This is a genomic window from Paenibacillus sp. GL_099_B (assembly GCF_057835695.1).
The window spans coordinates 6,525,914-6,550,406 of the sequence record NZ_CM174430.1 but is presented as its reverse complement, the minus strand read 5'-3'; the positions used below and the strand labels follow the sequence as shown (position 1 = coordinate 6,550,406).

General features: G+C 48.0%; 16 protein-coding genes and 1 pseudogene. 9 read left to right on the top strand and 8 right to left on the bottom strand.

Annotated features, from left to right (window positions below; all coding sequences use genetic code 11):
- Positions 1-182 precede the first annotated feature (182 nt).
- The 3 genes from AC3ITG_RS29835 to AC3ITG_RS29825 all read right to left on the bottom strand — a co-directional run bounded on the left by AC3ITG_RS29835 (position 183) and on the right by AC3ITG_RS29825 (position 4,727).
- Positions 183-1,895 carry an ABC transporter ATP-binding protein gene (locus AC3ITG_RS29835; protein ID WP_489252177.1) on the bottom strand — a complete coding sequence of 571 codons (1,713 nt, stop codon included), beginning with the start codon at positions 1,893-1,895 and terminating at the stop codon, positions 183-185.
- Positions 1,896-1,972: 77 nt separating this feature from the next.
- Entirely contained in the window at positions 1,973-2,980 is a 1,008-nt protein-coding gene (locus AC3ITG_RS29830; protein WP_489252176.1) for an ABC transporter substrate-binding protein, read from the bottom strand.
- Between the two features lie 97 nt (positions 2,981-3,077).
- Positions 3,078-4,727 (bottom strand): ABC transporter substrate-binding protein, encoded by a 1,650-nt coding sequence (locus tag AC3ITG_RS29825; protein WP_489252175.1) that lies wholly within the window; start codon positions 4,725-4,727, stop codon positions 3,078-3,080.
- Between the two features lie 457 nt (positions 4,728-5,184).
- On the opposite strand from AC3ITG_RS29825, the gene AC3ITG_RS29820 reads away from it, so the two are divergent.
- The gene (locus AC3ITG_RS29820) at positions 5,185-6,201 is read left to right on the top strand and encodes a LacI family DNA-binding transcriptional regulator (protein WP_489252174.1); all 1,017 of its coding nucleotides are present in this window, start codon (positions 5,185-5,187) and stop codon (positions 6,199-6,201) included.
- A 184-nt stretch (positions 6,202-6,385) separates the two neighbouring features.
- The gene (locus AC3ITG_RS29815) at positions 6,386-9,787 is read left to right on the top strand and encodes a GH36-type glycosyl hydrolase domain-containing protein (RefSeq protein ID WP_489252173.1); all 3,402 of its coding nucleotides are present in this window, start codon (positions 6,386-6,388) and stop codon (positions 9,785-9,787) included.
- Between the two features lie 127 nt (positions 9,788-9,914).
- On the opposite strand, the gene AC3ITG_RS29810 is transcribed toward AC3ITG_RS29815, so the two are convergent.
- Positions 9,915-11,186, bottom strand: coding sequence for a methyltransferase domain-containing protein (locus AC3ITG_RS29810; RefSeq protein WP_489252172.1), 1,272 nt, complete (start codon positions 11,184-11,186; stop codon positions 9,915-9,917).
- A gap of 236 nt (positions 11,187-11,422) precedes the next feature.
- Between AC3ITG_RS29810 and AC3ITG_RS29805 the strand changes: the two genes are divergently transcribed.
- A complete protein-coding gene (locus AC3ITG_RS29805; RefSeq protein ID WP_163758148.1) occupies positions 11,423-11,926 on the top strand; it encodes a GNAT family N-acetyltransferase in 504 nt (167 codons plus the stop codon).
- A gap of 24 nt (positions 11,927-11,950) precedes the next feature.
- Positions 11,951-12,739, top strand: coding sequence for an SDR family oxidoreductase (locus AC3ITG_RS29800; RefSeq protein WP_489252171.1), 789 nt, complete (start codon positions 11,951-11,953; stop codon positions 12,737-12,739).
- 185 nt (positions 12,740-12,924) lie between these two features.
- Here AC3ITG_RS29800 and AC3ITG_RS29795 read toward each other — a convergent pair whose 3' ends face one another.
- The gene (locus AC3ITG_RS29795; protein ID WP_076287542.1) at positions 12,925-13,473 is read right to left on the bottom strand and encodes a GNAT family N-acetyltransferase; all 549 of its coding nucleotides are present in this window, start codon (positions 13,471-13,473) and stop codon (positions 12,925-12,927) included.
- A gap of 31 nt (positions 13,474-13,504) precedes the next feature.
- A complete protein-coding gene (locus tag AC3ITG_RS29790; protein ID WP_097115777.1) occupies positions 13,505-13,762 on the bottom strand; it encodes a DUF2164 domain-containing protein in 258 nt (85 codons plus the stop codon).
- A 261-nt stretch (positions 13,763-14,023) separates the two neighbouring features.
- Between AC3ITG_RS29790 and AC3ITG_RS29785 the strand changes: the two genes are divergently transcribed.
- A complete protein-coding gene (locus AC3ITG_RS29785) occupies positions 14,024-15,763 on the top strand; it encodes a glutamine--tRNA ligase/YqeY domain fusion protein (RefSeq protein WP_489254546.1) in 1,740 nt (579 codons plus the stop codon).
- Positions 15,764-16,155: 392 nt separating this feature from the next.
- Here the strand turns inward: AC3ITG_RS29785 and AC3ITG_RS29780 are convergent, their stop codons facing one another.
- Entirely contained in the window at positions 16,156-17,382 is a 1,227-nt protein-coding gene (locus tag AC3ITG_RS29780) for an MFS transporter (protein ID WP_489254545.1), read from the bottom strand.
- An 87-nt stretch (positions 17,383-17,469) separates the two neighbouring features.
- On the opposite strand from AC3ITG_RS29780, the gene mobA reads away from it, so the two are divergent.
- Positions 17,470-18,087: a molybdenum cofactor guanylyltransferase gene (mobA, locus tag AC3ITG_RS29775; RefSeq protein ID WP_489252170.1), complete on the top strand. Its 618-nt coding sequence runs from the start codon at positions 17,470-17,472 to the stop codon at positions 18,085-18,087.
- Positions 18,088-18,127: 40 nt separating this feature from the next.
- On the opposite strand, the gene AC3ITG_RS29770 is transcribed toward mobA, so the two are convergent.
- Entirely contained in the window at positions 18,128-19,093 is a 966-nt protein-coding gene (locus AC3ITG_RS29770; RefSeq protein ID WP_489252169.1) for an AraC family transcriptional regulator, read from the bottom strand.
- Between the two features lie 288 nt (positions 19,094-19,381).
- Here AC3ITG_RS29770 and AC3ITG_RS29765 point away from each other — a divergent pair.
- The 3 genes and pseudogenes from AC3ITG_RS29765 (at position 19,382) to AC3ITG_RS29755 (ending at position 24,351) form a co-directional block, all read left to right on the top strand.
- A pseudogene (locus tag AC3ITG_RS29765) lies at positions 19,382-21,333 on the top strand (beta-galactosidase).
- Positions 21,334-21,463: 130 nt separating this feature from the next.
- Positions 21,464-23,254 carry a sensor histidine kinase gene (locus tag AC3ITG_RS29760; RefSeq protein ID WP_489252168.1) on the top strand — a complete coding sequence of 597 codons (1,791 nt, stop codon included), beginning with the start codon at positions 21,464-21,466 and terminating at the stop codon, positions 23,252-23,254.
- Complete coding sequence (locus AC3ITG_RS29755) at positions 23,251-24,351, top strand: response regulator (protein ID WP_413374277.1); 1,101 nt, start codon at positions 23,251-23,253, stop codon at positions 24,349-24,351. Before AC3ITG_RS29760 ends, AC3ITG_RS29755 begins: the two co-directional genes overlap by 4 nt.
- Positions 24,352-24,493 lie beyond the last annotated feature (142 nt).

Below are 24,493 nucleotides of genomic sequence, written 5' to 3'. Positions count from 1 at the left end.
ATTCCTGATATGATTATCACAGATTAGGATCTGAATAAGAAAGGGATGTCCCATAAGTCATTGAACATGACGGGGGACATCCCTTTAACGTTAGTACTGTCTAACGAACCGAGCGCGTGTTATTAGCGTCAAATTCCACAGGTCTGCGGTTTAACGAATCCAAGAGACGTTATTTCCGCAACCTATCCAAACTGGGCTTGATGCAGTCGGCTATACGAGCCTTGACGCGCCAGAAGTTCATCATGGCTGCCTTGTTCGGCTACGCCGCCATTTTCCACAACCACAATGCGATCCGCGTGTCTGATCGTTGCCAGTCGATGGGCGATGATCAGCGTAGTACGTCCTTGTGCCAGCTCAGATAAAGCCAACTGAATGGCGGCTTCCGTTTCGGTATCAAGTGCGGAGGTTGCTTCATCCAGAATGAGGATCGGCGGATTTTTCAAAATCATGCGAGCAATGGATAGACGTTGCTTCTGTCCGCCAGACAATTTGACGCCCCGCTCACCAATTAGAGTATCGAGTCCTTCAGGTTGAGATTGTACCAGCTCTTCCAGTTGGGCCCTGCGGATGGCTTGCCAGATTTCTTCATCAGGTGCATCCAGTTTGCCGTAGGCAATATTCTCACGGATCGACCCATCAAACAGGAAAATATCCTGCTGCACAATCCCGATATGGGAGCGCAGGGATTCCAGTGTCATATCCTTTACCGGAATCCCGTCAATAGAGATATGTCCCGTATCCACATCGTAAAAGCGTGGAATAAGACTGCACAGCGTAGATTTGCCTGCACCCGAAGGTCCAACCAGCGCAACCGTTTGTCCTGCCTGAATCTCCAGATTGACCTGATCCAAGGTAGGTTTGTGTTCCCCATATGCAAATGTGACGTCATGGAAGGCGATGTCGCCCTTCACATGCGGGAATGGTTTGGCCTGTGGAGTATCATCCACATCGGGCTCGGCTTCCAGCAGCTCCAGGTAACGTCTGAATCCAGCGATGCCTTTGGGATACGTTTCGATGACGGAATTGATCTGTTGAATCGGTCCAAGAAACACATTGGATAACATGACAAAGGCGATAAATTCTCCGTAGGTCATGCTGCCTTGAATGACAAACCACGTACCGCACACCAGTACAAATAGCGAGACAAATTTCATCAGAATGAAGCTGAGCGAGGAATTCCACGCCATAATCCGGTAGGTAATCAGTTTGGTAAGACGGAAGCGTTCATTATTTTCGACAAAACGTTTCACTTCATGTTTTTCATTGGCAAAAGCCTGTACTACACGAATTCCGCTCACATTGTTCTCTACGCGTGCGTTATAGTCTGCAATATCCGCAAACATACGCTTGAACGCTTTGGACATTTTGCGGCTGAAATAGAGGGACAGGAAGATCATCAGTGGTACGATGATGAAGGTCATGACAGCCAGTTGCCAGTTGATACCAAGCATAATGCCGAAGGCTCCGGCCAACGTCATCAGGGCAATGAACAGATCTTCGGGTCCATGATGCGCAATCTCACCAATATCCATCAGATCATTGGTCATGCGAGAGACGAGGTGCCCCGTCTTGTTGTTATCGAAAAAGCGGAAGGATTGCTTCTGCACACGCTGGAACAGTTCCCGCCGCATATCGGATTCGATGTTAATACCCAGCTTATGTCCCCAGTAGGTGACTGCATAATGGAAAAAGGAACTGAGCAGATAGATGCCCAGTAATCCGGCACAGGCTGATAAAATCATGGACCAGTTGCCTGCGGGAAGCAGCTGATCGACAACTTTGTTTACAGCCAAGGGAAACGCAAGTTCCAGCAGTGCAGCCAGAATGGCACAGGAGAAGTCCAATATAAAGAGTCCCCGATAAGGACGATAATAAGCCATGAAACGGCGAAGCATATGTAAGTCCTCCTCCATATAACGCAAATGCCCGGACAGGTTCCATAGCCTGACCAGACACTTGCATCTCTCATATGTTATTTACGATTTTGCTGTGCACGTTCTACGATCATATCAGCGAATTCTTCAGCCTGACTCTGAATTGCAATCGGGTCGAAGTACCAGTAGCGATCTTCCTGTAATTCGTACACCTGATTGTTTTTCACAGCCGGGAGCGATTGCCAGATGGAATCACCTTGGTAATTTTTGTTGTTCTCCCCTACGGTTAGGAAGATATGGTCTCCTGCATAATCACCAACGACTTCACGCGATATCTCTTTCCACTGGGTATCGCCCATCAGTTCTTTCTTGGTGATTTCGAGTGGTGTAAGTTCCAAAGCACGATAAACGGCCTGTCCACCGCGACCAAAGTTGTCTCCATAGCCATAATAGCTCTTGTCTGATACTTCGAGGATGGAGAAGGTTTCCTCCGGTTTAATGACTGCTTTTACTTTGGCGCGAGCGGCTTCAATACGTTCGTCGTACGTTTTCAGCCAGGCTTCAGCTTCTTCGGATTTGTTCATGAGTTCTCCGAACCCCCGAATTTCATCCTCTACATTGGTAAACGTACCGTAGGGAATGACCACGGTAGGTGCGATTTTTTGATAACTCTCAATTTCTTCAGCTTTATCAGAGTAGGTAATGATCAGATCCGGGTCCAACGCGACGACCTTCTCCAGGGATACGGCACCCCGGTCGCCAATATTCTCTATGCCCTCCACCTGATCGGCGTAGAATGGATTTTCCAGATAATATTTAATAGAGCCAACGGGCTTTATACCGAGTGCGAGCAGATCACTTACGTACATATCCGTAACAATCCGTTTCGGTTCAGCCGGAATTTCCACATCTCCACTTAATGACTTGTAGATCCGCGTAGCACCCGAAGAGTCGGTATTTGTTTCGGTCGAACTTGTAGTCGATTCTGAACCCTCCGCTGTTGGTTCCGTTGTGCCGGAACCCGAACCACTGTTACAGGCAGCCAGGATCATGATGATGGCGAGCATGAGCAGCAAGCCGGAAAAGCGTTTTTTTGCAGCAAACATATAATTGTTCCCCCTGTGTATATAATCAATAATGATTATTATTCTCATTACTAACATAGAGGATGACGTAACATTTGTACATGGACATCTATGATGACTAATGCATGGACAGATGTGATGTCAGTTTGTGCATGATGTGCTGCAATTGCTCCATAACCGAGATGGGGTCGAATCCATAAAACATATCCGCATCAATCTCGTACAGGCGCCCTTCCCGGACCGCACTCAAGGTGTTCCAGGACTCCTGAGCAAACAGCTTGTCTACAGCATCCTGCTCTGATGATTCCCTGGCATAATCAATAAAAATATGATCTGCCGCATACAAATGAATTTCATTTAGCGGAACATGGATGTAACCTGTGAGCAGTTGGCCATCCTTTTTCATCCGTGCAGGAGGGGTGAAGCCCAGCGATTGATACAAAATATGAGAAGCTCTGCCCCATCCGTGACCATAGATGTACGCTCCACTCTCACCAATCATGAATATGCATACCGCTGATCCCCGTACACCCATCATTTGATCGAGTGTACGGTTGGCCTCTTGCTGAAGCGTATCATAATGGTCTAACAGCGCACGAGCTTTGGCTTCCAGGCCTGTGATGCGTCCCAAATGAATGAGTTGCTCCTGCCAGTCAAGTTCTTCAAAAGGCATCAAAATCGTTGGTGCAATCTGCCGTAATTCATCCATGCCGGAATGAGGTGCATAACCAAGGATGACATCGGGATGAGCGTCTGCGATTAGATCTGGATGATTAATAAGATCATGCTCATAACACTGATCAAATTGGTCTTGTCCATTTTCAATAAGTCTACTTTTCATCCATTCTGCAACGGCACCCAGATGCGGGATGTGGCCCAGTGCGAGCAAGGAAGCGGTATAGTTGTATGTAAGACTTGCGATTTTTTTTGGCGTTTTCCGATAGTGGGTCGGTGCGCAACCTACCGTTTGTTTAAATTTTCGACTTAGATAAAAAGTGTCCCTGTATCCCGTCAATTGGGCGAGTTCCTGCAATGTGGGATTGGCAAAAAGCAGTTGCTCCTGGGCAATTCGAATTCTTAACCGGGTAACATACTCCACGAATGTAAATCCGGTGTATTTCTTGAATTCTCGTGAAAAATGCTCTGGACTCACATTAACCTCTCTCGCTAATTGCTCACGTGTAAAGGAATGAGTAACCCTTTCATGGATGTGTGCGATGACGATGTCCAGCCAGGAATGATCTTCATGAGCCAAACGCACAGCATGATCTCGCAACGTATCCAGCAACTGATAAAACAGCATATGAGGTTTGAATGGTCCGGACTCATCGCGTTTCGAGCTGGACTGAACCAACTCGGAGATCAGCTCGGCAATAAGACGGCTCGTAACGGGAACAGGATGTCCGAACGGCCAGAGCCTTTGTTCGTTATCTGCAAAATCAAAGGCCATTGCAATACCCTGAACCGGGGAAAGGGAACCACGCTTGCTTTCATGCTGAAGCAGGGTTCCAGCTTGGCGTACGACAGCTGAGCCGGTATTTACCATCAATTGACCATTCGAACTGATCAGTCTTGCCTGACCAGAGGTGATGACATAAAGAACGTGCTTGCTGCTCCACAGTTCATCGATACGGGAGAAGGCTTCCCGATCATGGAGCTGTACCAGATGACACAGCTTGAACATTGCCGGAGGCACGGTTGTGATTTGCTGTAAGCGGCCGGGGTTGTTCACGGATGATTTATGAAAGCTTAGATCCAGATTGCTCATAACATAATGGACTCCTTATAGAGGATTGGACTAATAAGCAGTATAATACCACAAAGGTGTAATGGGGACCCCTCGAATCATTCCCTTCACATATTTCTGTGAAAAATGGATAAAGAGGTTGAAATCGCTATCAACACCGACTATAATGAAAATGTCGAAACGTTTCAATCTATGGTTTACAGGCGTGTTCATTGTGATTTATAATGAATTCCTCCTCTTGTCAAATATTGAAATGTTGTCAATCGACCAAGCTATATGTACAATTAAAGGGTATATGATTCAGCAGTGATGCTTAAAAGACGTGAAGAGAAATTTTTTTTGAAAACACTTCGAAACGTTTCGATAAATGAGAATTGATGCCATTTCTAATGGATAATGCATAGGAATGAGTGGTTGTTGCAACCATTTACAGTATAAAATGATAGGTAACAAGAAAGTTAGAAGGAGCGAACGTGGAATGGCAACGATTAAGGATGTGGCAAAGCTGGCAGGCGTGGCGCTCTCGACCGCTTCCTATGCACTGAATGGGGACAGCAAGGTAAGTGCCAAGACCAAGGCAAAAGTGCTGGCGGCAGCACGGGAACTGAATTATCGCAAAAACGGCTTTGCCATGGACCTGAAACGGAGCCGGACGAACACGATTGCGTTGATTCTTACAGATCTGTCGGGTCCGTATTACTCCGAATTGATTCGCAGCGTACAGGACGTAGCGCTGGCTAACGGATATGATCTGATTGCTTGCAGCTCTATGGGAGGACGCGACTCCACAGCGGTTCGCTTCTTGCGGGAAAAAAGAGTGGATGGCGCTATTATCCTGGCTCATAACATCCATGATGATATTCTGGTGGAATCTGCAGGCGAACGTTTCCCTATCATTGTGATGGATCGGCAGCTGACGAGTAGCCATCTAGTCAACGTGCTGGTGGACGGGGAGCAAGGTGGTTACCTGGCTACACGTCACCTCATTCAGAAGGGGCATAAGACCATCGCCTATATCAGCGGGCCGTCCAATTCTTATGATAATGCTCTGCGTTATCAAGGATATTTGCGAGCGATGCAGGAGGCGGGCCTTGAAGAAAAGTCCAAATGGCGTTTAAGCGGTAATTTTGTACGTGAGGGCGGATATAGTGCCACTAAGATGATGGTTATGCAGGGCGAGCTTCCATCTGCTGTATTTTATGGGAATGACGAAATGGCGATTGGTGGACTTAAAGCATTTGAAGAGAGCGGTATTTCGGTACCGAATGACATTTCGGTAATCGGATTTGATGATATTCAACTGTCCGAATATGTTCATCCGCCGCTTACAACGGTGCGGCAGCCCAAGCATGAAGCAGGTTCATTGGCAGGGCATTTGCTCTTCCAGATGCTGAACGGCGAAGCTGTGAATACATCGTATACGTTAACCATTGATCTGGTTGAGCGCGAGTCTGTACGATCGGTACAGGTAGAGTCAGGAATTCAGCCAACCTAGGAGTGTTGGGTGGGAAATCTGGCTTGATGGTTGCTTATGATCGCTAGAAATTATGAATTGAGAGTTGAATGATGGGGATCACCGTCCGAATTGGCCAGAAAAAGGTCATTTCGCAGAGGACCCCTATTCTTTTTCGGATTTATCGAAACGTTTCGATTTTATACTAATTGAAGGAGTGAATAGTATGACAACGATGATTAATGAACCAATCCGGCTGACTGCCGGGGATTTATCCTTTACCTTTTTGAACAGTGGGGACCTGTACCAAGCTAAATCCGGTACGACCATGTTGAATCAATTGCTCAGCAACCAGATCGATGGATCTTTGAATAACCTGTATCTGCGTGTACACGAGGGAGAGAAAATCAGCTCGTTCCCACTGCTGGGTGTGCGTTCGAACAGCAAAGTGATCACAAGCAAATCGCAATCCGGTAATCAACTGATCTGGGAAGGTACCGTACAGCTTGAAGGCAAAGAACAAGGTATTGGCTATCAGGTTGTGTTTACAGCCACAACGCAAGGCGTCTGGTTCTGGGATGTGAAGCTCACAGGACAACAACATCAAGTTGACGTGGTATATGGACAGGATGTAGGGCTTGCTGATCCAGGTGCAGTACGCAGCAATGAAGCCTATCTGTCGCAGTACATTGACCATACGGTGTTTGAGGATGAAGCGAAGGGATATGTGGTATGTTCCCGTCAAAACCAGCCTCAGGGCGGTGCTTTCCCTTACATGCAACAAGGTTCTCTGACTAAGGCAGTTGGTTACTCTACAGACGGATTCCAATTCTTCGGTCTGTCCTACAAGGAAACGAACCAGCCTGAGAGCCTGAGCCATAATACACTGGCAAATGAGACGTACCAGTATGAATTTGCCTACACAGCATTGCAATCGGAGCGCGTAAACTTGGACGGGGAAGCCAAAGTAGTCTTCTACGGACTGGCCAAAGCAGATCATCCTGCCGGAATCTCCGCTTTGGAATTCGGGGATGAAGTGACTGCAGCATGGAACGAAGTACAAGCATTGACTGCTCAGCAAGGCGAGACGTTGGAACAGGTGAAACTGTCATCCTTCTTGGGTGAACCGCTTGCTGCGCTTGATCTGACACAAGATGAGATTAATGATCTGTTCCCTGACCGTCATCAGGAAGAGCGTAGCGGTGATTCGCTGTTATCCTTCTTCACGGGCAGTTATGAACATATCGTCCTGAAAGCGAAAGAATTGCTCGTAGAGCGTCCGCACGGCCATATCCTGATGAGTGGTGGCAATGTACAGCTTGGTGCGCAGGTTATTACAACGACATCGTATATGTACGGTATTTTCAACTCACAACTCGTTATTGGTAACACCAATTTTAATAAAATGATCAGTAATGCCCGCAACGCATTGAACGTGCCGAAGACGGCTGGACAACGCATTTATGTGGAAATGGATGGACAATATCGTCTGCTGACGATGCCTTCCCTGTTCGAGATTGGCTTCAACTATGTACGTTGGATCTACAAAACCGAATCGGATACCATTATCGTGACCAATTACACCGGAGCACACACGACTGAAGTGAGCATGAACGTGCGCTCGACTAGTGGCAAAGCATATCGCTACCTGGTAACCAACCAAGTTACGATGAATGTCAATGAATACGAGTATCCGTTGCATATGACGCAAGATGGCAACACGCTGATCTTCAAGGCTGATCCACAAGCGATTAGTGCCGGAACGTATCCTGACCTGCAATACCGCATGTCGGTGGATGGCGCAGCCGTAAATGTTGGAGACGAAACGTTGCTGGCGAGTGGTATTCGCAGTGGATCTGCATCGATGGTTACACTTAGTCTGGAAGAGAGTGCGGAATGGACGCTCAAGGTACAAGGCGTATTGGAAGGTCAAGCAAACGAAGCAGACGGTTCTGTCGTAGCAGGATCCAGTCTTACTTTTGAAGAGGAAGTTCAGGCGTACCGCGAATTCTTCGCAGGCGTAATGAACGGTTTCCGTTTGTCTCGTGGGGAAGGCCAAAGTGCAGAGGATCTGTTCAAAGTGAACGCACTGGCTTGGTGGTACACACACAACATGCTGGTTCACTACTCCGTGCCTCACGGATTGGAGCAGTACGGCGGCGCGGCATGGGGTACTCGGGATGTATGCCAAGGTCCGGTTGAATACTTCATGGCAACGCAAAAATATGAACAGGTTCGCGATATCATCAAAATGGTGTATACCCACCAATATGAAGATGATGGCAACTGGCCGCAATGGTTCATGTTTGACAAGTATTTTGCAATTCAGCAGGAAGAGAGCCACGGTGACATCATCGTATGGCCGCTGAAAGTGCTGGCGGACTACCTGACAGCGACTCGTGACTATGCGATTCTGGATGAGAAAGTGCCTTATACCGTTAAGCACAGCTTCGGATTCACGGAAGAAACAGCGACTGTATTGGATCACGCGAAAAAAGAGATCGAATATATCCGCTCACACTTCCTGCACGACACATTCCTGTCTTCTTACGGTGATGGGGACTGGGATGATACGCTCCAGCCAGCCAATGCACAGCTCAAACAATATATGGTGAGCAGCTGGACCGTTGCTTTGACTTATCAGTCTGTAAATGTGCTCGCACAGGCGCTGCAACATAAGGATGCTGGATTTGCACAGGAGCTGGACGTTCTGGCTCAAGGCATCCGTGAAGACTTTAATCGTCACATGCTGGGTACAGATGTGATCCCAGGTTTCGTATACATGGAAGAAGCGGATCAGGCGAAGCTGATGCTTCACCCAACAGATACGGAGACAGGCATTCAATATCGCCTTCTGCCGATGACGCGCAGCATGATCGGCGAATTGCTGAATGCAGAACAGGCTGAATCGCATTATGCGCTGATTCGTGAGCAGTTCCTGTGCCCGGATGGGGTACGTCTGATGAATCGTCCAGCTCAATATGCAGGCGGTGTGAGCAGCCACTTCAAACGTGCAGAGCAAGCGTCCAACTTCGGTCGCGAGATCGGTTTGCAGTATGTACACGCTCATATCCGTTACGTTGAAGCGATGGCGAAGCTTGGTAAGACGGATCAGGTGTGGAATGGTCTTGCCATGATTAACCCGGTTGGCATCGGCGAAGTTGTACCTAATGCGGAGATTCGTCAGGCGAATGCGTATTTCAGCAGTTCCGACGGCAAGTTCAACACGCGCTACGAGGCGCAGGAGCATTTTGACCAACTGCGCAAAGGAACAGTACAGGTGAAAGGTGGATGGAGAATCTACTCCAGCGGTCCTGGAATCTACATGAACCAACTGATCTCGAACGCACTTGGCATTCGTCAGGAAGGCGGAGATCTGGTTATTGACCCGGTATTGCCGGCTGAGCTGAATGGCATGCAATTCGAATTCGAATATGCAGGAGAGCCGGTAACATTTATCTACCATCTGAACGAAGGTTCGGTTAACCGTGTAACGGTAAACGGCAAGGACATCCGTACCGAGCAAACGGCGAACCGTTACCGTCAAGGTGGTGCTCGTATCTCGCTGGATGAGTTCAAACAAGCGCGTAATGCTTCAGAGCGCACGATTGTTGAAATATATATGTAGATTCAATACAAGCTCGATGTTTCACTAGAGTGGAAGGTCATCCTCCTTAACAGGCAGGGTGACCTTTTTTTATTTGAGAAGGAATCATTGGCGGGTCAGGGGAACTCGTTACGGTGGGATGATCATTCTAACGCAAAGGAACGGCCAGCAACGTGTGCAGCAGCGCATTATGGCGTATATGCTTCGTCACATAGCCTGCGTCCTCCAGCGAGCCGCATAGGCCGTCTAGCAGCGGGAAATGACGTTCCCTTATCGTTTGCAATTGGTCCTCATGACCTGCTGCTTCAGCCTGTTGAATATACGTCTGACGGTGAGCTGCATCAGCGAACATCAGATCTGTCAGGCAGATCCGTCCACGTGCAGTTAACACTCGCTGCATTTCGTGTAACGCCAACTGCTGCTGATCTGGGCTCAGATGATGGAAGGCGAAGCTGGATACGACAAAATCGAAGGACTGGTCGGCGAAAGGCAATGCCAGAAAGTTGCCAAGCTTCACATGCATCTCGGGATATTTGGTGCGGCATGTACGCAGCATCTCCCGGGATTGATCGATGGCAGTCATCGCTGCGCCGCGCTCTAACAGTCTGCCAGCCAGATTTCCCGTACCTGTACCGATATCAAGTCCTTTTTCGCCGGGTACTGGAGATATCCAGCTTGCTGTCTGCTCCAGCCCCTCATCATAGTTGTCATATATATTGAAAGGTGCTGCACCTACTCTCGAATCTTCCGATCTTGACCCTGCATCTTCTGGATACGTTTTATCGCTGTTTGGACTGTGTGCTGTCCGGCTATACTTCTGGCTGCGAACTTCATCAACGTTATGATCTGGCTCGCCTTCTCGATCCGACTTATCTGTTGCTCGCATGGCTCCAGGTCCCGAATCAATTCTGATGTTTGAGGTAGTTTGTCTTGGCAGACGGTCATTCGCCGCCTGTACGCGCTGATCGTGGATGGCTGCTTGCATATCGTAATTCCAGCGGTCATGCCAGTTCTGCCGAGCTTCCCTGAGGCGGCGCGAACTGTCTGCAAGATCATGCAGATGGCTGACATCTAGTGGCCCGTCCTGGCGGTTGAGATCAATCATACGCTGGGTTGTATCCAGCATGCGCTTTAGCTCGACCCACTGGGCATACATGACCGCCTGCTGCAGCTCCAGATATTCTTCCAATCGCTGCTGATTACCCTGGTCAATCTCTCCGAGCGCTTGGGTGATATCCTGAAGCGACATCCCGATTTCGCGCAGAGCTGCAATGGTTTGCAGACGCCAGATGTCATTCTCGGTGTATGTACGGTATCCGTTACTTGTCTGTTTGACGGGGGAGATCAGCCCTTTTTCCTCGTAAAAGCGAATGGCTCTTGCCGATATGCCGAGTCTGTCCGCGGCTTCTTTGATGTTCATCACGTGCACCTCCTTATCAATTCAGTATAAACGATGACGTTACGGCAAGGTTAAGTGTTCATTTCTTTCCACTGTGTGAAATTTTAGTCAAGTCTGAGGCTATGCTACAATATAAAGCAAAGGAGCATTTTGCACGTATTCAGCTGCAAAATGTCGAAATGAGTAAGGAACAAGCCGTTTTTTCTAACGCTGCTTTGCGCAGTGTTATCGACTATTGCACGAAAGGTTGAACTTTTATGCTTATCAGCCATACGTATACCATTCGACCATCCGAGATCAAGGATGCTGCCCAACTGATGGAACTGGATGCACTGGTATGGGACAAGCATACCTCTCCGGCCCCGTTTCAGTGGCGATCCAGACAACAATATTTGCAGCATTGTCCTCCAGGCAGTCAGCTGATTGCCGTTCAGGGAGAGCGGGTATGTGGTTATGTAGGCTTTTATCTGCCGACAGGAATGCCTGTTAACCGCCATGTATACGAGATTAATATCGCCGTTCATCCCCATGATCGACGCTGTGGTATTGCTACAGCTCTGATGGATGCCATGAAGCAGCATGCCTTTGAACAAGGCATCATCAAACTTAGGTTGCGGGTGTTATCCAGCAATCCAGGGGCGATTGCTTTTTATACACAGTGCGGATTTGTAACGGAAGGCAGACTGGTGTCGGAATTTTATATTACAGGCAAATATGTGGACGATATTCTTATGAGTTATTTCATCCAGCCCAACGGATAGAACAGAGTAGAAGGAGGAACAACAATGGACATGGGACTTCGTGGTAAAAAGGCGCTGGTGCTTGCATCCAGTCGAGGACTGGGCAAAGCGGTAGCCGCTCAATTGGCGGCAGAAGGCGCTGATGTCATGCTCGCCAGCCGGAGCGAAGAGAAGCTTGCAGCGGTGAAGCAGGAGCTGCTAGCGCTTGGTGGTGGCGGACGTATCGAATATTTTGCAACCGATGTGACAAGCAGGGAAGATATTGATGCCCTGATTCGCAAGACAGGCGAACAGTTTGGGCAGATTGATATTTTGGTGAACAATTCAGGCGGCCCGCCTTCAGGAACATTCGAGTCATTGACGGATGAAGATTGGGAACGTGCATTTGAATTAAATGTACTTAGTTATGTCAGACTGATTCGCGGTGCGCTTCCTTACATGAAGGAGAACGGCGGACATATCGTGAACATTGCCTCCACCTCTGTGAAGCAGCCGATTCCCGGTCTGATTCTGTCCAATACGTTCCGTACGGGTGTGTTCGGATTGGCCAAGACTTTGTCACAGGAACTTGCGCCATATGGCATTCTGATCAATACAGTTGCGCCGGGTAGAATTGGAACGGATCGGATACATGAACTGGACGCTGCGCGTGCAGAGCAGAACGGAATAAGTGAGCAAGAGGTTGCCGAACAATTCCGTAAAGAAATTCCACTGGGACGTTATGGTCAACCCGAGGAGTTTGCCAAAGCAGTTGTGTTCCTCTTATCAGGAGCGAATACGTACATTACAGGTACATCTCTTGTAGTGGACGGTGGCATGGTACGTGCGCTCTAAGAAGAAGGCGGATCGAGAGATTCGAAGTTATATGGATACATAAATGCGCAAATAAGATAAGCCCCTCCTTATTCTCCATGTGTTGTGGAGTAGGAGGGGCTTTAAGAGTTGATGTATGCCATTGTGAGGAACATATTTCGTAGTAGTAAATAGTCCTCCAACCATTCAAATTATGTAAGTCTAATTTAGCGTAAAAGTTCCCATTCATGCTGCAGCATGCCATACACCGCATGGTTAACATAGCCCTTAGGCAGTTTCTCAGCCTGACGAATAACGCCTTCAAGGACGAATCCAAGCCGTTCAGGGATGGCCCGGCTCCGCTTGTTGTTGGTTGCTGAGCGAATCTCGACACGGTTCAGATCCAGGGTGACGAGAGCGTAGTCGACCAGAACACGGCATGCGCTGGTCATCAAGCCTTGACCTTCAAAACCTTTGCCAAGCCAGTATCCGATGCTTACCGAGCGGTTGGTCCAGTTGATTTCGTGGAAGCCGATGATGCCGGCAAGATCGCCTTTCAGCCAGACACCTGCGGTGAAACCGCCGTTGTCAGCGCCCTGTTTCAGTGCATTGCTGATAAAATTCGAAGTATGCTCAATCTCAGTAACATTGTCCACCCACGGTAACCAATGCCTCAACTGGTCCCGCGAGCGGTCCGTGAGTTCGAACAACGGTTTGGTGTGCTCCATGGCAAGTGGGCGGAGTTCGGTATATTCATCCAATGAATAGGTAAACATGAGTGCAACCTTCTTTCTTTAAAATAATGAATTATCGGGAATTCTTCGGTAGCTTGCGCTCCAATGCAAACAGGTCTTCTTCCATCGAAGCCATGCGTTGATTCACCGTAGTACGGGCGTCACCCAGTGCCTGATTATATATGAAGGGAGCCAACTGGGTCATGAAAAGATCCAGCACACCCCAAGCTGCCAGATCGCCCAGTTCTTCGCCGCGTTCCTCTTCGAAATACGACTGGATGGTACGTATGGCTTCATCCTGTTGTTCTTTGGTCAGTTTTAGCGCGTTCAATGGGAAACCCTCCCTTAAATTCTGTTTTTCTATCATGCTACATGATTCGTGCGAACCCGTCAAAATGGTTTTGGGCCTATCTTGTGTGTAACTGATCCTGATTTTGGGGCGTTATTTATTGAACTCCTCCCTCGTTAAAGGTATATTTAAATGAAACGCGTACGAAACTTTCCAAGAAAATAGATTTTTTCAGGAAATGACTTCGTTATAAAGGAATTTTAGCCGGAATTGCTGCAAATTCCTGAAAGCTCCAATCAATTCATGAAAGGTTTGATACCTGTGGACAATCGTACAACCCCACCTAACTTTATCAAAAATATTATTACCGAAGATCTCCGGTCAGGGAAAGTCCAGGAAGTCATTACCCGTTTTCCTCCGGAACCGAACGGTTATCTGCATATCGGCCATGCCAAAGCGATCTGGATTAACTTTGCACTGGGTGGCGAATTTGGCGGCAAAACAAATCTGCGCTTCGATGACACCAATCCGGTCAAGGAAGATGTAGAGTATGTTCAATCGATTCAGGAAGACGTGAAATGGCTCGGATATGAGTGGAGCGAGAAACGTTTTGCTTCCGATTATTTTGATGAAATGTACAGCCGCGCGGTCTTGCTGATCCAAAAAGGCAAAGCTTATATCGACGACCAAAGCGCTGACGAAATCCGTGCTATGCGTGGAACGCTCACTGAGCCGGGCAAGAACAGCCCGTACCGTGACCGCACTGTAGAAGAGAATCTGGACCTGTTTACACGGATGCGTGCAGGCGAATTCCAGAACGGTGAGAAAGTGCTGCGCGCCAAGATTGATATGGCTTCACCGAACATCAACCTGCGTGATCCGGTCATTTATCGTATTGCTCATGCACATCATCATAATACGGGTGACAAATGGTGCATCTATCCGATGTACGCATTCGCACATCCACTTGAAGATGCCATTGAAGGAGTAACCCACTCCCTCTGCTCCCTGGAGTTTGAGGATCAACGTCCATTCTATGATTGGGTTATTGCCGAATGTGAGATGGAGAACCAACCACATCAATATGAGTTTGGCCGCCTGAACCTGTCGCAAATGGTGACAAGTAAACGGAAGCTGAAACTGCTCGTGGATGAAGGCCATGTGGATGGATGGGATGATCCGCGCATGCCAACGATTTCAGGTCTGCGCCGCCGGGGATATACACCGGAAGCCATTCGTGATTTCGTATTCGAAACAGGCATTTCCAAAAGCCAAGGCGTCATCGACCTGCAAACGCTGGAGCACTTTGTACGTGAAGATCTGAAATTGAAAGCTCCGCGCACGATGGCTGTCTTGCACCCGCTCAAAGTAGTCATTACCAACTATCCTGAAGGGCAAGTGGAATGGCTCGAAGCAGAGAACAATGTGGAGAACCCGGAGATGGGCAATCGCCAAATTCCGTTCTCCCGTGAGATTTATATTGAACAAGACGATTTCATGGAAAATCCACCGAACAAATATTTCCGTTTGTTCCCTGGCAACGAAGTTCGTCTGAAACATGCGTATTTCATCAAATGTAACGATGTAATTAAGGATGCAGAAGGCAATGTGACTGAAATCCATTGTACCTATGATGTAGAAACGAAGAGCGGCAGTGGATTCACAGGCCGTAAAGTTAAAGGAACCATTCATTGGGTGGAAGCAAGCCAAGCGGTTCCAGCTGAATTCCGTCTGTATGAACCTCTGATCTCCGCAGAAGCACCGGAAGCAGATAGCGAGCCAGAAGCGGCCGTGGCAGGCGCTGAGGTGGAGGTTGTGGAAGAGCAACCGGAGAAAACGTTCCTGGATCAATTGAATCCAAACTCTCTTGAAGTCGTTCAAGGGTTTGTGGAGCAAGAGATGAAGGAAGCGAAAGCACAGGATAAATTCCAGTTCTTCCGTCACGGTTACTTCAGCGTTGATCCGAAACATTCCGAGCCAGGCCGTCCGGTATTTAACCGGGTCGTATCCCTGAAAAGCTCGTTCCAACTGCCAAAAGCATAAGGTTAAGTACAAAGGTAGGCAAGGGTAAAGTTAGAGGTTTAGGGTGAGAAAACAAGTTAGGTTTATACGCCTAAGCTGTAAACCTAAATCAATAAACTTCAATCAATAAACGTAAAAGGCGTCTCCAGGGCAATAAGCCAATGGAGACGCCTTTCTTTTTACTACTACTATTCTTAATCTTTTGTTTGATTGTTTGAACTTTGTTATTTACACCATAACGGAGAGGACAGAACAAAGCTGGAGAAGCGGAGCGGTCGCCTTTATCACCGGATTTTACCCTTATAGAAAGGGAGAATCAAAAAAATCCGGGGATAACAGCGATCGAAAGATTGTTCTGTCCTCGTAGTGCTCCAGTGTAAATCTTGAAAGGTTCAACTTTTGCCAACAAAAAATTACCTTTCACCCATTTCCGTCAACACAGTTGGCTGATATCCATTGCGGCGATTCGAGAGCCACATGATTGCAAAACCAACAGCACCGATCAGGGAGAAGAATACCCCGATGTTATACATCACTTCAGCACCAAAGCTCTGGAACAGCCAGCCGCCGAACAGGCCAGCAATGACACCAGAGAGGCCGCCCCAGGCCATCGTATACACGGCCTGACCAGAGGAACGGTACGGCCTAGGAATGAACAGCATCGTCAGCTGGGTCCCTACATAGAAATACCCACCGAACGTAATGGAGTGCATGAGCTGAATGAACACAATCTCTAACGGATTGTTCGCTAGGGCCATGAGCTGCCAGCGGATGGCGAACAACAGACTGATCAGTATGAGAGATGAGAGAAGCATGCTCATTTTGCGTTTGAGAAAACGGTCCAGGAGCAAGAATACACCCACCTCAAGTATGGATGATGTGAAGATGGCCCAGCCAACCATCTGTTTATCGCCACCCATTTCCACGATGTACAATGACATAAATGTACTGTTCATAGCGTTGGGTACGGAAACGAGCACCCCAAGCCCTATAAAGATCATAAAGTACGGATTGAACATCACCCTGCCGAAACGTCGAAAGCTCACTACAGGTGTATCTGATGCGATTGGCTGTCTGGGTAGAAACAAGGCAAAGACAAAGGCAATGACAATCATGAAGGCAAAGACAAGGGATACACTGCCCGCCCCCAGGCGGTCAATCAGCGGTCCAGCAGCCACAGCGGTTAGAGCCCAGCCGAGCGATCCCCAAAGACGAAACGTACCGAATTTTTGAGTTGTGCCATCGATATAACCAAGAATCAGGCTGTTGGTTTGGGCAAACAACGGACTTTGAAAGAAATAAAAAAAGATCATGGCTGCATAGATCCAGGCATACGTAGGCGCATAGAATACGGCCTGAGCAAGCACAAAGGTGCCACCCATCATCATCATCAGAATAATGCGAATATTGCGTGATTTATCGCTCCAGAAGCCCCAGAACGGATTAGCGAACAAGGATACAAACGGACCAATCGCCATCAGACTGCCAATCTCCAATTTGGTCATCCCGATTTCCTGCAAATACAACTGAAGAAAACCGGCGAAGATTGAAATGGCTCCATAAATGAAAAAGTTATATAGTTTCAGCGAAACCAAAGAGGGATTGCCTCTTCCGGGTGCATATCTGTCCAATAGAGCCATTCCTTTCAGAATCATATTCTTCAATGTATCATTTGTTGAAAGGGTATTCAATGTATAGAATAAGTTTATTGAACGAGGAGGATTACCATGAGCACGATGGAATGGACAGGTATTATACTGGCAGGAGGTTTATCCCGCCGTATGGGTTCCAATAAAGCATTGTTGGAATGGAATGGTTCCAGCGTGCTGGGACAGGTCATCCAAGCGATGGCACCGGCTGTGGATGGTATTATCGTTTCCACAGGAACCAACACAGCTGCATACAACGCATTGCCCTACGACTGCGTCCAGGATTATTATCCGGGAAGAGGGCCGCTTGCAGGGCTGCATGCCGCGCTGGAAGTCTCTGAGACGGACTGGAACCTCGTCTGCGCCTGTGATATGCCGCTGCTAGAGCCATCCTTTTTCAAAGGCTTGAAGTGGCTCACCGAATCAGGTCAAGAGCTTCATGCGATCGTTCCACGACTGGCAGGGCGTGTTCATCCGCTTGCAGGTGCATATCATAGACGTGTTCTCCCCCAACTTGAACAGCGCCTAATAGATAATAGACTGAAAGTAACCCAATGGCTTGAAGAGATCGGCTGCCGATATGTCGACCTCGATGAGTTGGAAAGTGCTGGCGTCCATGATGTGGCTATTCAACTTAGTAATATGAATACTCCGGAAGAGTACGAGCATATTCGTAACCAATCATACGGCCCTTGACTAATCACTTCATCATCATCTCATTCTTTCTCAGTCCTATTCATTCTCCCGACTCTTGGTGCACTGGACCCGATTCGTTGGATAGATCCTGAACGGCGTTGCGATATTGAAGCGGACTCTGGCCAGTCCATCGTTTGAATTGCCTACTGAAGTGCGACAGATGGGTGTAGCCCAGCTTCCATGCAATTTCCCCCAAAGAGAGCTTCGGCTGTTCGATCAGTACTTTGGCTTCCTGCAGCTTCAGGCTGGACAGATAGGCCCGTGGAGATTGTCCGTACACCTTACGGAAGAGCTGCAGCCCATATCCCGGACTGATGCCAAATGAGGATATGATCTGCTCCACTTTGACGGTGGATACATTACCCTCTTTGATTCGGAGCTGCGTATGGAATGCCTGTTTGATGGCTTCTGCGATGGCCCCTGCATAATGCATGGCTGCGGGAGCTGGAGCATTAGGCGATGCATCAGATCGGGTAGGCAGTGGTTCACGGTCAGCCGCCTGGGACAGCAGGGCAAACAATTCAAACATGCGTGCCTGCATGATAAATTTGTCTGTGGAAGTGTATGCCTCCGATGTTCTGATCATGTTCATCCAGTTCTCTAGGACAGGGCGCATTTGTATGTTATCTGTGGTGCCTGCCTCATAGATTCGGCTGTGATGTGACATCAGCTTCAAGGTGAATACAGGATCATCCACATTGAAATGAGCACTGAAATACGTCATGCCATCTGATGATACACATTGATTTGTATGTTTGAATCCGGGTGGAATCAGTAGAATGGAACCTTCCTCAACCGTATAGGTATACCCGTGAATAACACTCTCCTGAGTCCCCTTTATAATCAGCATAATTTCAAAGCCCGGATGGCATTCCTCCGGCATCGCCCAACCGTATGGAACTTGTTGGCTGTGCGCTCCATAGAATTTAATGTTACAGTCGATAATAGGCAGCCAGTGAGCCAATGTATGATGTGGCATTTCTCGTAGCTGCGATCGGATATCCATGACATTCACCTCGGAAAAGGGTAAAAACAACTCGCCTTGTACAATCGGCACCCATAGTATACTTCATTATAATCAGTTTAACGCCAACATTGAAAATCGTAGAATAGGAGAGCGTTCGACAGATTACTAAGTGTCTAATGTACTTCAACAGATAATAATGTAAACGTTATCATTTTTCAATTGAATCATTTCATTTTGTATAAATGCCAAGAGCTTCATACTTCCGGATGAAAAGGGGATTTTAACACGGACAAGTTATTGTACGGGGTAGCATACTATGACGAATATATGCCTTATGAGCGATTGGACAAAGATATTCAGATGATGAAAGATGCAGGCATCAACGTGGTGCGGATTGCGGAATCAACCTGGAGTACGCATGAACCACAGAATGGTGTATTCAATTTCTCCTCAGTTGATCGTGTACTGGATGCCATGCATGCGGCGGGTATTCAGGTTATTGTGGGTACGCCTACGTATGCTGTTCCGACGTGGATGGTCAAGGAGCACCCGGATGTTCTGGCAACAACGGTACAGGGACCGGGGAAATATGGAGCGCGGCAGATCATGGATATCACACATCCAACATATCTGTTCTATGCGGAACGCATCATTCGCAAGCTGATCTCCCGTGTTAGCAAACACCCTGCCGTGATTGGCTATCAGACGGATAACGAAACGAAGCATTACAATACTGCCGGAGATAACGTACAATTGCAATTCGTTAAATATATGCGTAACAAGTTCAGCTCATTGGATGATCTGAACAAGGAATTTGGTCTCGACTATTGGAGTAACCGAATCAATAGCTGGGAGGACTTCCCGTCGGTTGTCGGTACAATCAACGGCAGTCTGGGAGCTGAATTTGCCAAATTCCAGCGCCAACTGGTAACCAACTTTCTAGCGTGGCAGGTCGGAATTGTAAATGAGTACAAACAGGAGGGTCAGTTTGTCACCCAGAACTTTGACTTCGACTGGCGTGGGTATTCGTACGGCATTCAGGGGGATGTGGACCATTTTGCCGCATCCAAGCCTTTTGACATCACCAGTGTGGACATCTACCATCCGTCGCAGGATGATCTGACCGGCATTGAGATTTCATTCGGCGGTGACGTGGCACGTTCCACCAAACAATCGAACTCGAGACGGAAGCCCAGGCTTTCTGGCATTGGGTTCCCTATCCGGGACAGCTTCGCCTTCAGGCGTTTAGCCACCTGGCCTCGGGAGCAAACATGGTTGCTTACTGGCACTGGCATTCCTTGCATAATTCGTTCGAGACGTATTGGAAAGGATTGCTGAGCCATGATTTTGAACCAAATCCGGTGTACAACGAGGCCAAAACGATAGGCCGGGATTTTGCCAGACTTAGCCCGCAACTGGTGAATTTGAAGAAAACGAATCGGGTAGCGGTGCTGTTCAGCAATGAGGCGTTGACGTCGATCAAGTGGTTCGGATTTAATTTTACCAGTGACAAAAAATACAACGACGTTGTGCGCTGGATGTATGACGAATTATACAAAATGAACATTGGCTGTGATCTGATTGATCCGTCTGTGGAGAGTTATGAAGGCTATGATGTGATCGTTGTACCTGCTTTGTACGCAGCTTCTGATGCCTTGCTTGAGAGGCTGAACCAATTTGTACAGGATGGTGGGCAAGTCATTTACTCCTTCAAGAGCGGATTCGCCAATGAGCATATTAAGGTCCGCTCTACCCGCCAGCCTGGACTGATCAGTGAGGCTTGTGGCATCAGTTACAACCTGTTCGTTGAGCCGAAAAATGTGTCGCTTCGAGATGATCCGTTCGAGGTTGGAGAGGAACAGAATCAGATTCACACCTGGATGGAACTCATCACACCAACAACTGCAGAAGTGCTGGCCTGGTATGATCATCCTCACTGGGGAGAATATGCGGCAATTACCCTGAATACCTATGGCAAGGGCAAAGCAACGTACGTTGGATGTTATACCAGCTCCGCGGTGATCCGCAAAGTGTTGGAGCGTGTCATAAAGGAAGCCGGACTGTGGGGAACTGATCAGGAGTTGGCTTTTCCAATCATCGTGAAGAGCGGCGTGAATGATCAAGGGAATACGATTCGTTATTTCTTTAACTACTCCGATCAGGCGATTACGTTCGTGAATGCCTACGGAGACGGAACGGAACTTCTGGCAGGCACAGCGGTGTCCGGAGGGCAAAATATGGAGCTGGAACCATGGGGGTTCTGCATTATTGAGCAATAATGGGAAATCATAAATGAATTGACAAGTCTGTTTTCAATGATTATAAAAAGAATACCAAGACCAAAGCGCCCTCGGCCTCATGCTGGGGCGTTTATCTTATTTTAGCTCATAGCTCAGGAGTGGATGCCTCGTGTTTACCGAATTATATCGGAAGCTTATTGATCCGTTCAAACGCAGCATTCGCAACAAATTAATACTCACCATGACATTTCTGACCATTCTTCCTGTAATTGCCATGACGGTTGTAGCGGCCGAAAATACCCGCTCTTCCATGGAAGAAGAGATCATGGAGACCAATCGTGCGAATATGAATTGGGCCTCCATCTATTTGGGTGAACAATTCGCGCGGATGAACAATCTCATCTATTCCATTCAGATCAGTGATGAGCTGCATCAGTATTTGGCATTGAATCAGGATGCTCCAGCTGCCAGCCGCTTCGATGAACAGAAGGCTGTGTTCAACATGCTGAACAGTGTATATTATTCGGCCGGCAACTATGTATTTGGTGTGGAATTATACCTGAAGGAACTGGACACATTGTTCACCTTCAACTCGATGGAAAGCCGGATTAGATCAGTCCCCGACATTCCTTCGGCATACGATGAACTTTTTGAACAGCATAAGGACTTTACGATTATTAATGATTCGAATGATCCGGAGAAGTTTCATATGACCCGCAGCATGAACCGATTCGAGGATCAGGCGCAGATCGGCGCAATCAGTCTGGAAGTCAAGTGGGCCGAATTCAATCAGACACTGGAATTGCTGGACAGCCGGGGGGATTATGCGGTGTACATCGCGGATAGTACGGGAAGTCCGGTTTATCAGCCAAACAAGGAGATACAGCCTTCAGCAGAGGCACTAGAAAAGCTTGCAGCTACAAAGGACAGTTCCGGTTTCATTCGAACAGCTAAGGAATATGTATTCTATCATGCCATTGACCCGTCAGGGATGCGTCTGATCAAAATTGTACCTTCCCATGTCATCAATGAGAGCGCAATGGAAACGATGAAATATGGTCTTGTTGTGGGTGGGCTGGCTACCGTGGTTTCGGTGTTGTTGGCAGCATTTGTGGCTTGGCGAACATCCAAACCGATTGTCAGACTGGCGAATTCCATGAAGGGAATCCAGTTGATCAAGGACAAGGAAGTGGTGCGCAGTGGTCGGGTGGATGAGATTGGCCTGCTGGAGAAAAATTTGCATGGTATGGCAAGCCGCATTCGGGAACATATCCGGGATAACTATCTCATGAATCTGGAGAAACAGACGGCCGAGCTCAAAGCGCTTCAGTCTCAGATTCACCCGCATTTTCTGCAAAACACGTTGCAGATGATCGGAGGTATGGTGTACTCCCAGAAGCCGGCAGACAGTTATAAAGTGATTCGTGCATTAAGTGAGATGTTCCGTTATATTGTCAGAGCGCCGGATGGTCTCGTGCCATTGCAGACCGAATTGGACCAGCTGGAGCATTATATGCTCATCCAGAAGCAGCGTTTTGCCGGCAGACTTGAATATAAACTGGAGATTGAAGGCGGGCTCAGTGACTGCTACATTCCGAAGTTATCCCTGCAACCGATTGTGGAGAATGCATTTGTCCATGGTCTGGAGAAAAAACAGGGAGAGTGGAAATTGAACATTGAAGTTGTCCGACTAGATCATGAGGTAACCATCCGCATTTCCGATAATGGGGTGGGCATGGATCAAGAGAGGCTGGCCGAGATGCAATCCAGACTATCCAAGCTGTCCCAGCAAGGAGACAGAGTATGGAGCTCGGGGACTAGCATTGGACTGGTCAATGCCGCATCACGTATCGTGATGCACTTTGGGCCTGCATACGGCATGAACATGGAGAGTGGGGAAGGACAGGGAACCAGTGTCACTGTTCGAATTCCTTGCCATACAGGAGGCGAGATCTCGTGAATAAGGATCATTATCGAGTAGTATTAGTGGACGACGAGCCATGGAACAGAGATATTTTGCGCAATTTGGGCACGTGGGATGAGCTTGGCATGGTGGTTGCAGGTGAGGCAGAGGATGGCGGAGATGCGATCCGGCTGGTAGAGCAGCATCAGCCCCATATTATCATTACAGACATGCGTATGCCGGGTACAGATGGCGTGGAACTGCTCCAGACGCTGAGCGCACAATATCCGCATATCAAAGTGATTGTGGTCAGCGGATATGATGATTTCAATTATGCGAAACATGCCATTCGTCACCGTGCCGCTGATTATCTGCTTAAGCCGGTGAATCCCGATGAATTGAATAACGTTCTGGCCAAGTGTAAACGAGAATTGGAAAAGACCGAGTCCGGGCCGGAGTCCTGGGAACCTTATCCTTCGGCTTTTTCTGGCGAGTTCTCGCTGATTCAGCAGCAGGCACGCCTGCGTTTTAACGACTTGAACGTTCAGGGATTACATGAGCTGTTCGGGCAGCTGGAACACCGGCTAGATACCAGTGATATCCGAAGACCTCAACAGCTTGGGCGGGTCGCATACGAATTGCAGACGCTGCTGGGCGAGCTGTGTGTTTCCAACGGCTTATGCGAGCAACCTGTAGCAGCTGTGCTCCCGCCGCCGACTGCTCTGGCGTCCATCGCATCGGCGGTGGACTGGATATCATCGCCTTACTATACTTCGTTGGAGCAGCTAATTGCGCAGCGCAAATTCAAGAACAAGCTGAACCTGGATGAGGTGAAGCAACACATTGAGCAGCACTGCATGGAGATGATTACGCTAGAGCAGCTCGCTCAGATCTTTTTTGTCAGCAAAGAATATCTCAGCAAGGTGTTCAAAAAAGAATACGGCGTGAATGTGACCGACTATATTGTCCAGTTACGCATGGCAAGAGCAAAAGAATGGGTGCTGGATGATCAGATTCCATTCAAACATATTGCCGAGATGACAGGTTATGAGGATGTATCGTACTTTTACCGGGTGTTCAAGAAACACTTCGGGGTTTCGCCTGGGGAGATGCGAAAGGGACAACCTCGTGTGTCAGGTAACAGCCCAAAATAATTCATTCACAGACAGTTTACTGTTGGATTAAGGTTTAAAATAATCCAATAAATGAGTCTAATTTTGTCCAATGAAGCGCTTTCATTTCGTGATATATAATGATCCTATGAAAGACAAACCAGTTACACCGGGAGGTCATAAG

What these genes read in the sequence shown, in the direction of transcription:
- AC3ITG_RS29825 (WP_489252175.1), bottom strand. Translation starts at nt 4,727, where the DNA reads ATGAGCAATCTGGATCTAAGCTTTCATAAATCATCCGTGAACAACCCC.
- AC3ITG_RS29785 (WP_489254546.1), top strand. Translation starts at nt 14,024, where the DNA reads ATGAAAGGTTTGATACCTGTGGACAATCGTACAACCCCACCTAACTTT.
- AC3ITG_RS29780 (WP_489254545.1), bottom strand. Translation starts at nt 17,382, where the DNA reads ATGGCTCTATTGGACAGATATGCACCCGGAAGAGGCAATCCCTCTTTG.
- AC3ITG_RS29815 (WP_489252173.1), top strand. Translation starts at nt 6,386, where the DNA reads ATGACAACGATGATTAATGAACCAATCCGGCTGACTGCCGGGGATTTA.
- mobA (WP_489252170.1), top strand. Translation starts at nt 17,470, where the DNA reads ATGAGCACGATGGAATGGACAGGTATTATACTGGCAGGAGGTTTATCC.
- AC3ITG_RS29800 (WP_489252171.1), top strand. Translation starts at nt 11,951, where the DNA reads ATGGACATGGGACTTCGTGGTAAAAAGGCGCTGGTGCTTGCATCCAGT.
- AC3ITG_RS29810 (WP_489252172.1), bottom strand. Translation starts at nt 11,186, where the DNA reads ATGAACATCAAAGAAGCCGCGGACAGACTCGGCATATCGGCAAGAGCC.
- AC3ITG_RS29820 (WP_489252174.1), top strand. Translation starts at nt 5,185, where the DNA reads ATGGCAACGATTAAGGATGTGGCAAAGCTGGCAGGCGTGGCGCTCTCG.
- AC3ITG_RS29805 (WP_163758148.1), top strand. Translation starts at nt 11,423, where the DNA reads ATGCTTATCAGCCATACGTATACCATTCGACCATCCGAGATCAAGGAT.
- AC3ITG_RS29770 (WP_489252169.1), bottom strand. Translation starts at nt 19,093, where the DNA reads ATGGATATCCGATCGCAGCTACGAGAAATGCCACATCATACATTGGCT.
- AC3ITG_RS29795 (WP_076287542.1), bottom strand. Translation starts at nt 13,473, where the DNA reads ATGTTTACCTATTCATTGGATGAATATACCGAACTCCGCCCACTTGCC.
- AC3ITG_RS29830 (WP_489252176.1), bottom strand. Translation starts at nt 2,980, where the DNA reads ATGTTTGCTGCAAAAAAACGCTTTTCCGGCTTGCTGCTCATGCTCGCC.
- AC3ITG_RS29835 (WP_489252177.1), bottom strand. Translation starts at nt 1,895, where the DNA reads ATGCTTCGCCGTTTCATGGCTTATTATCGTCCTTATCGGGGACTCTTT.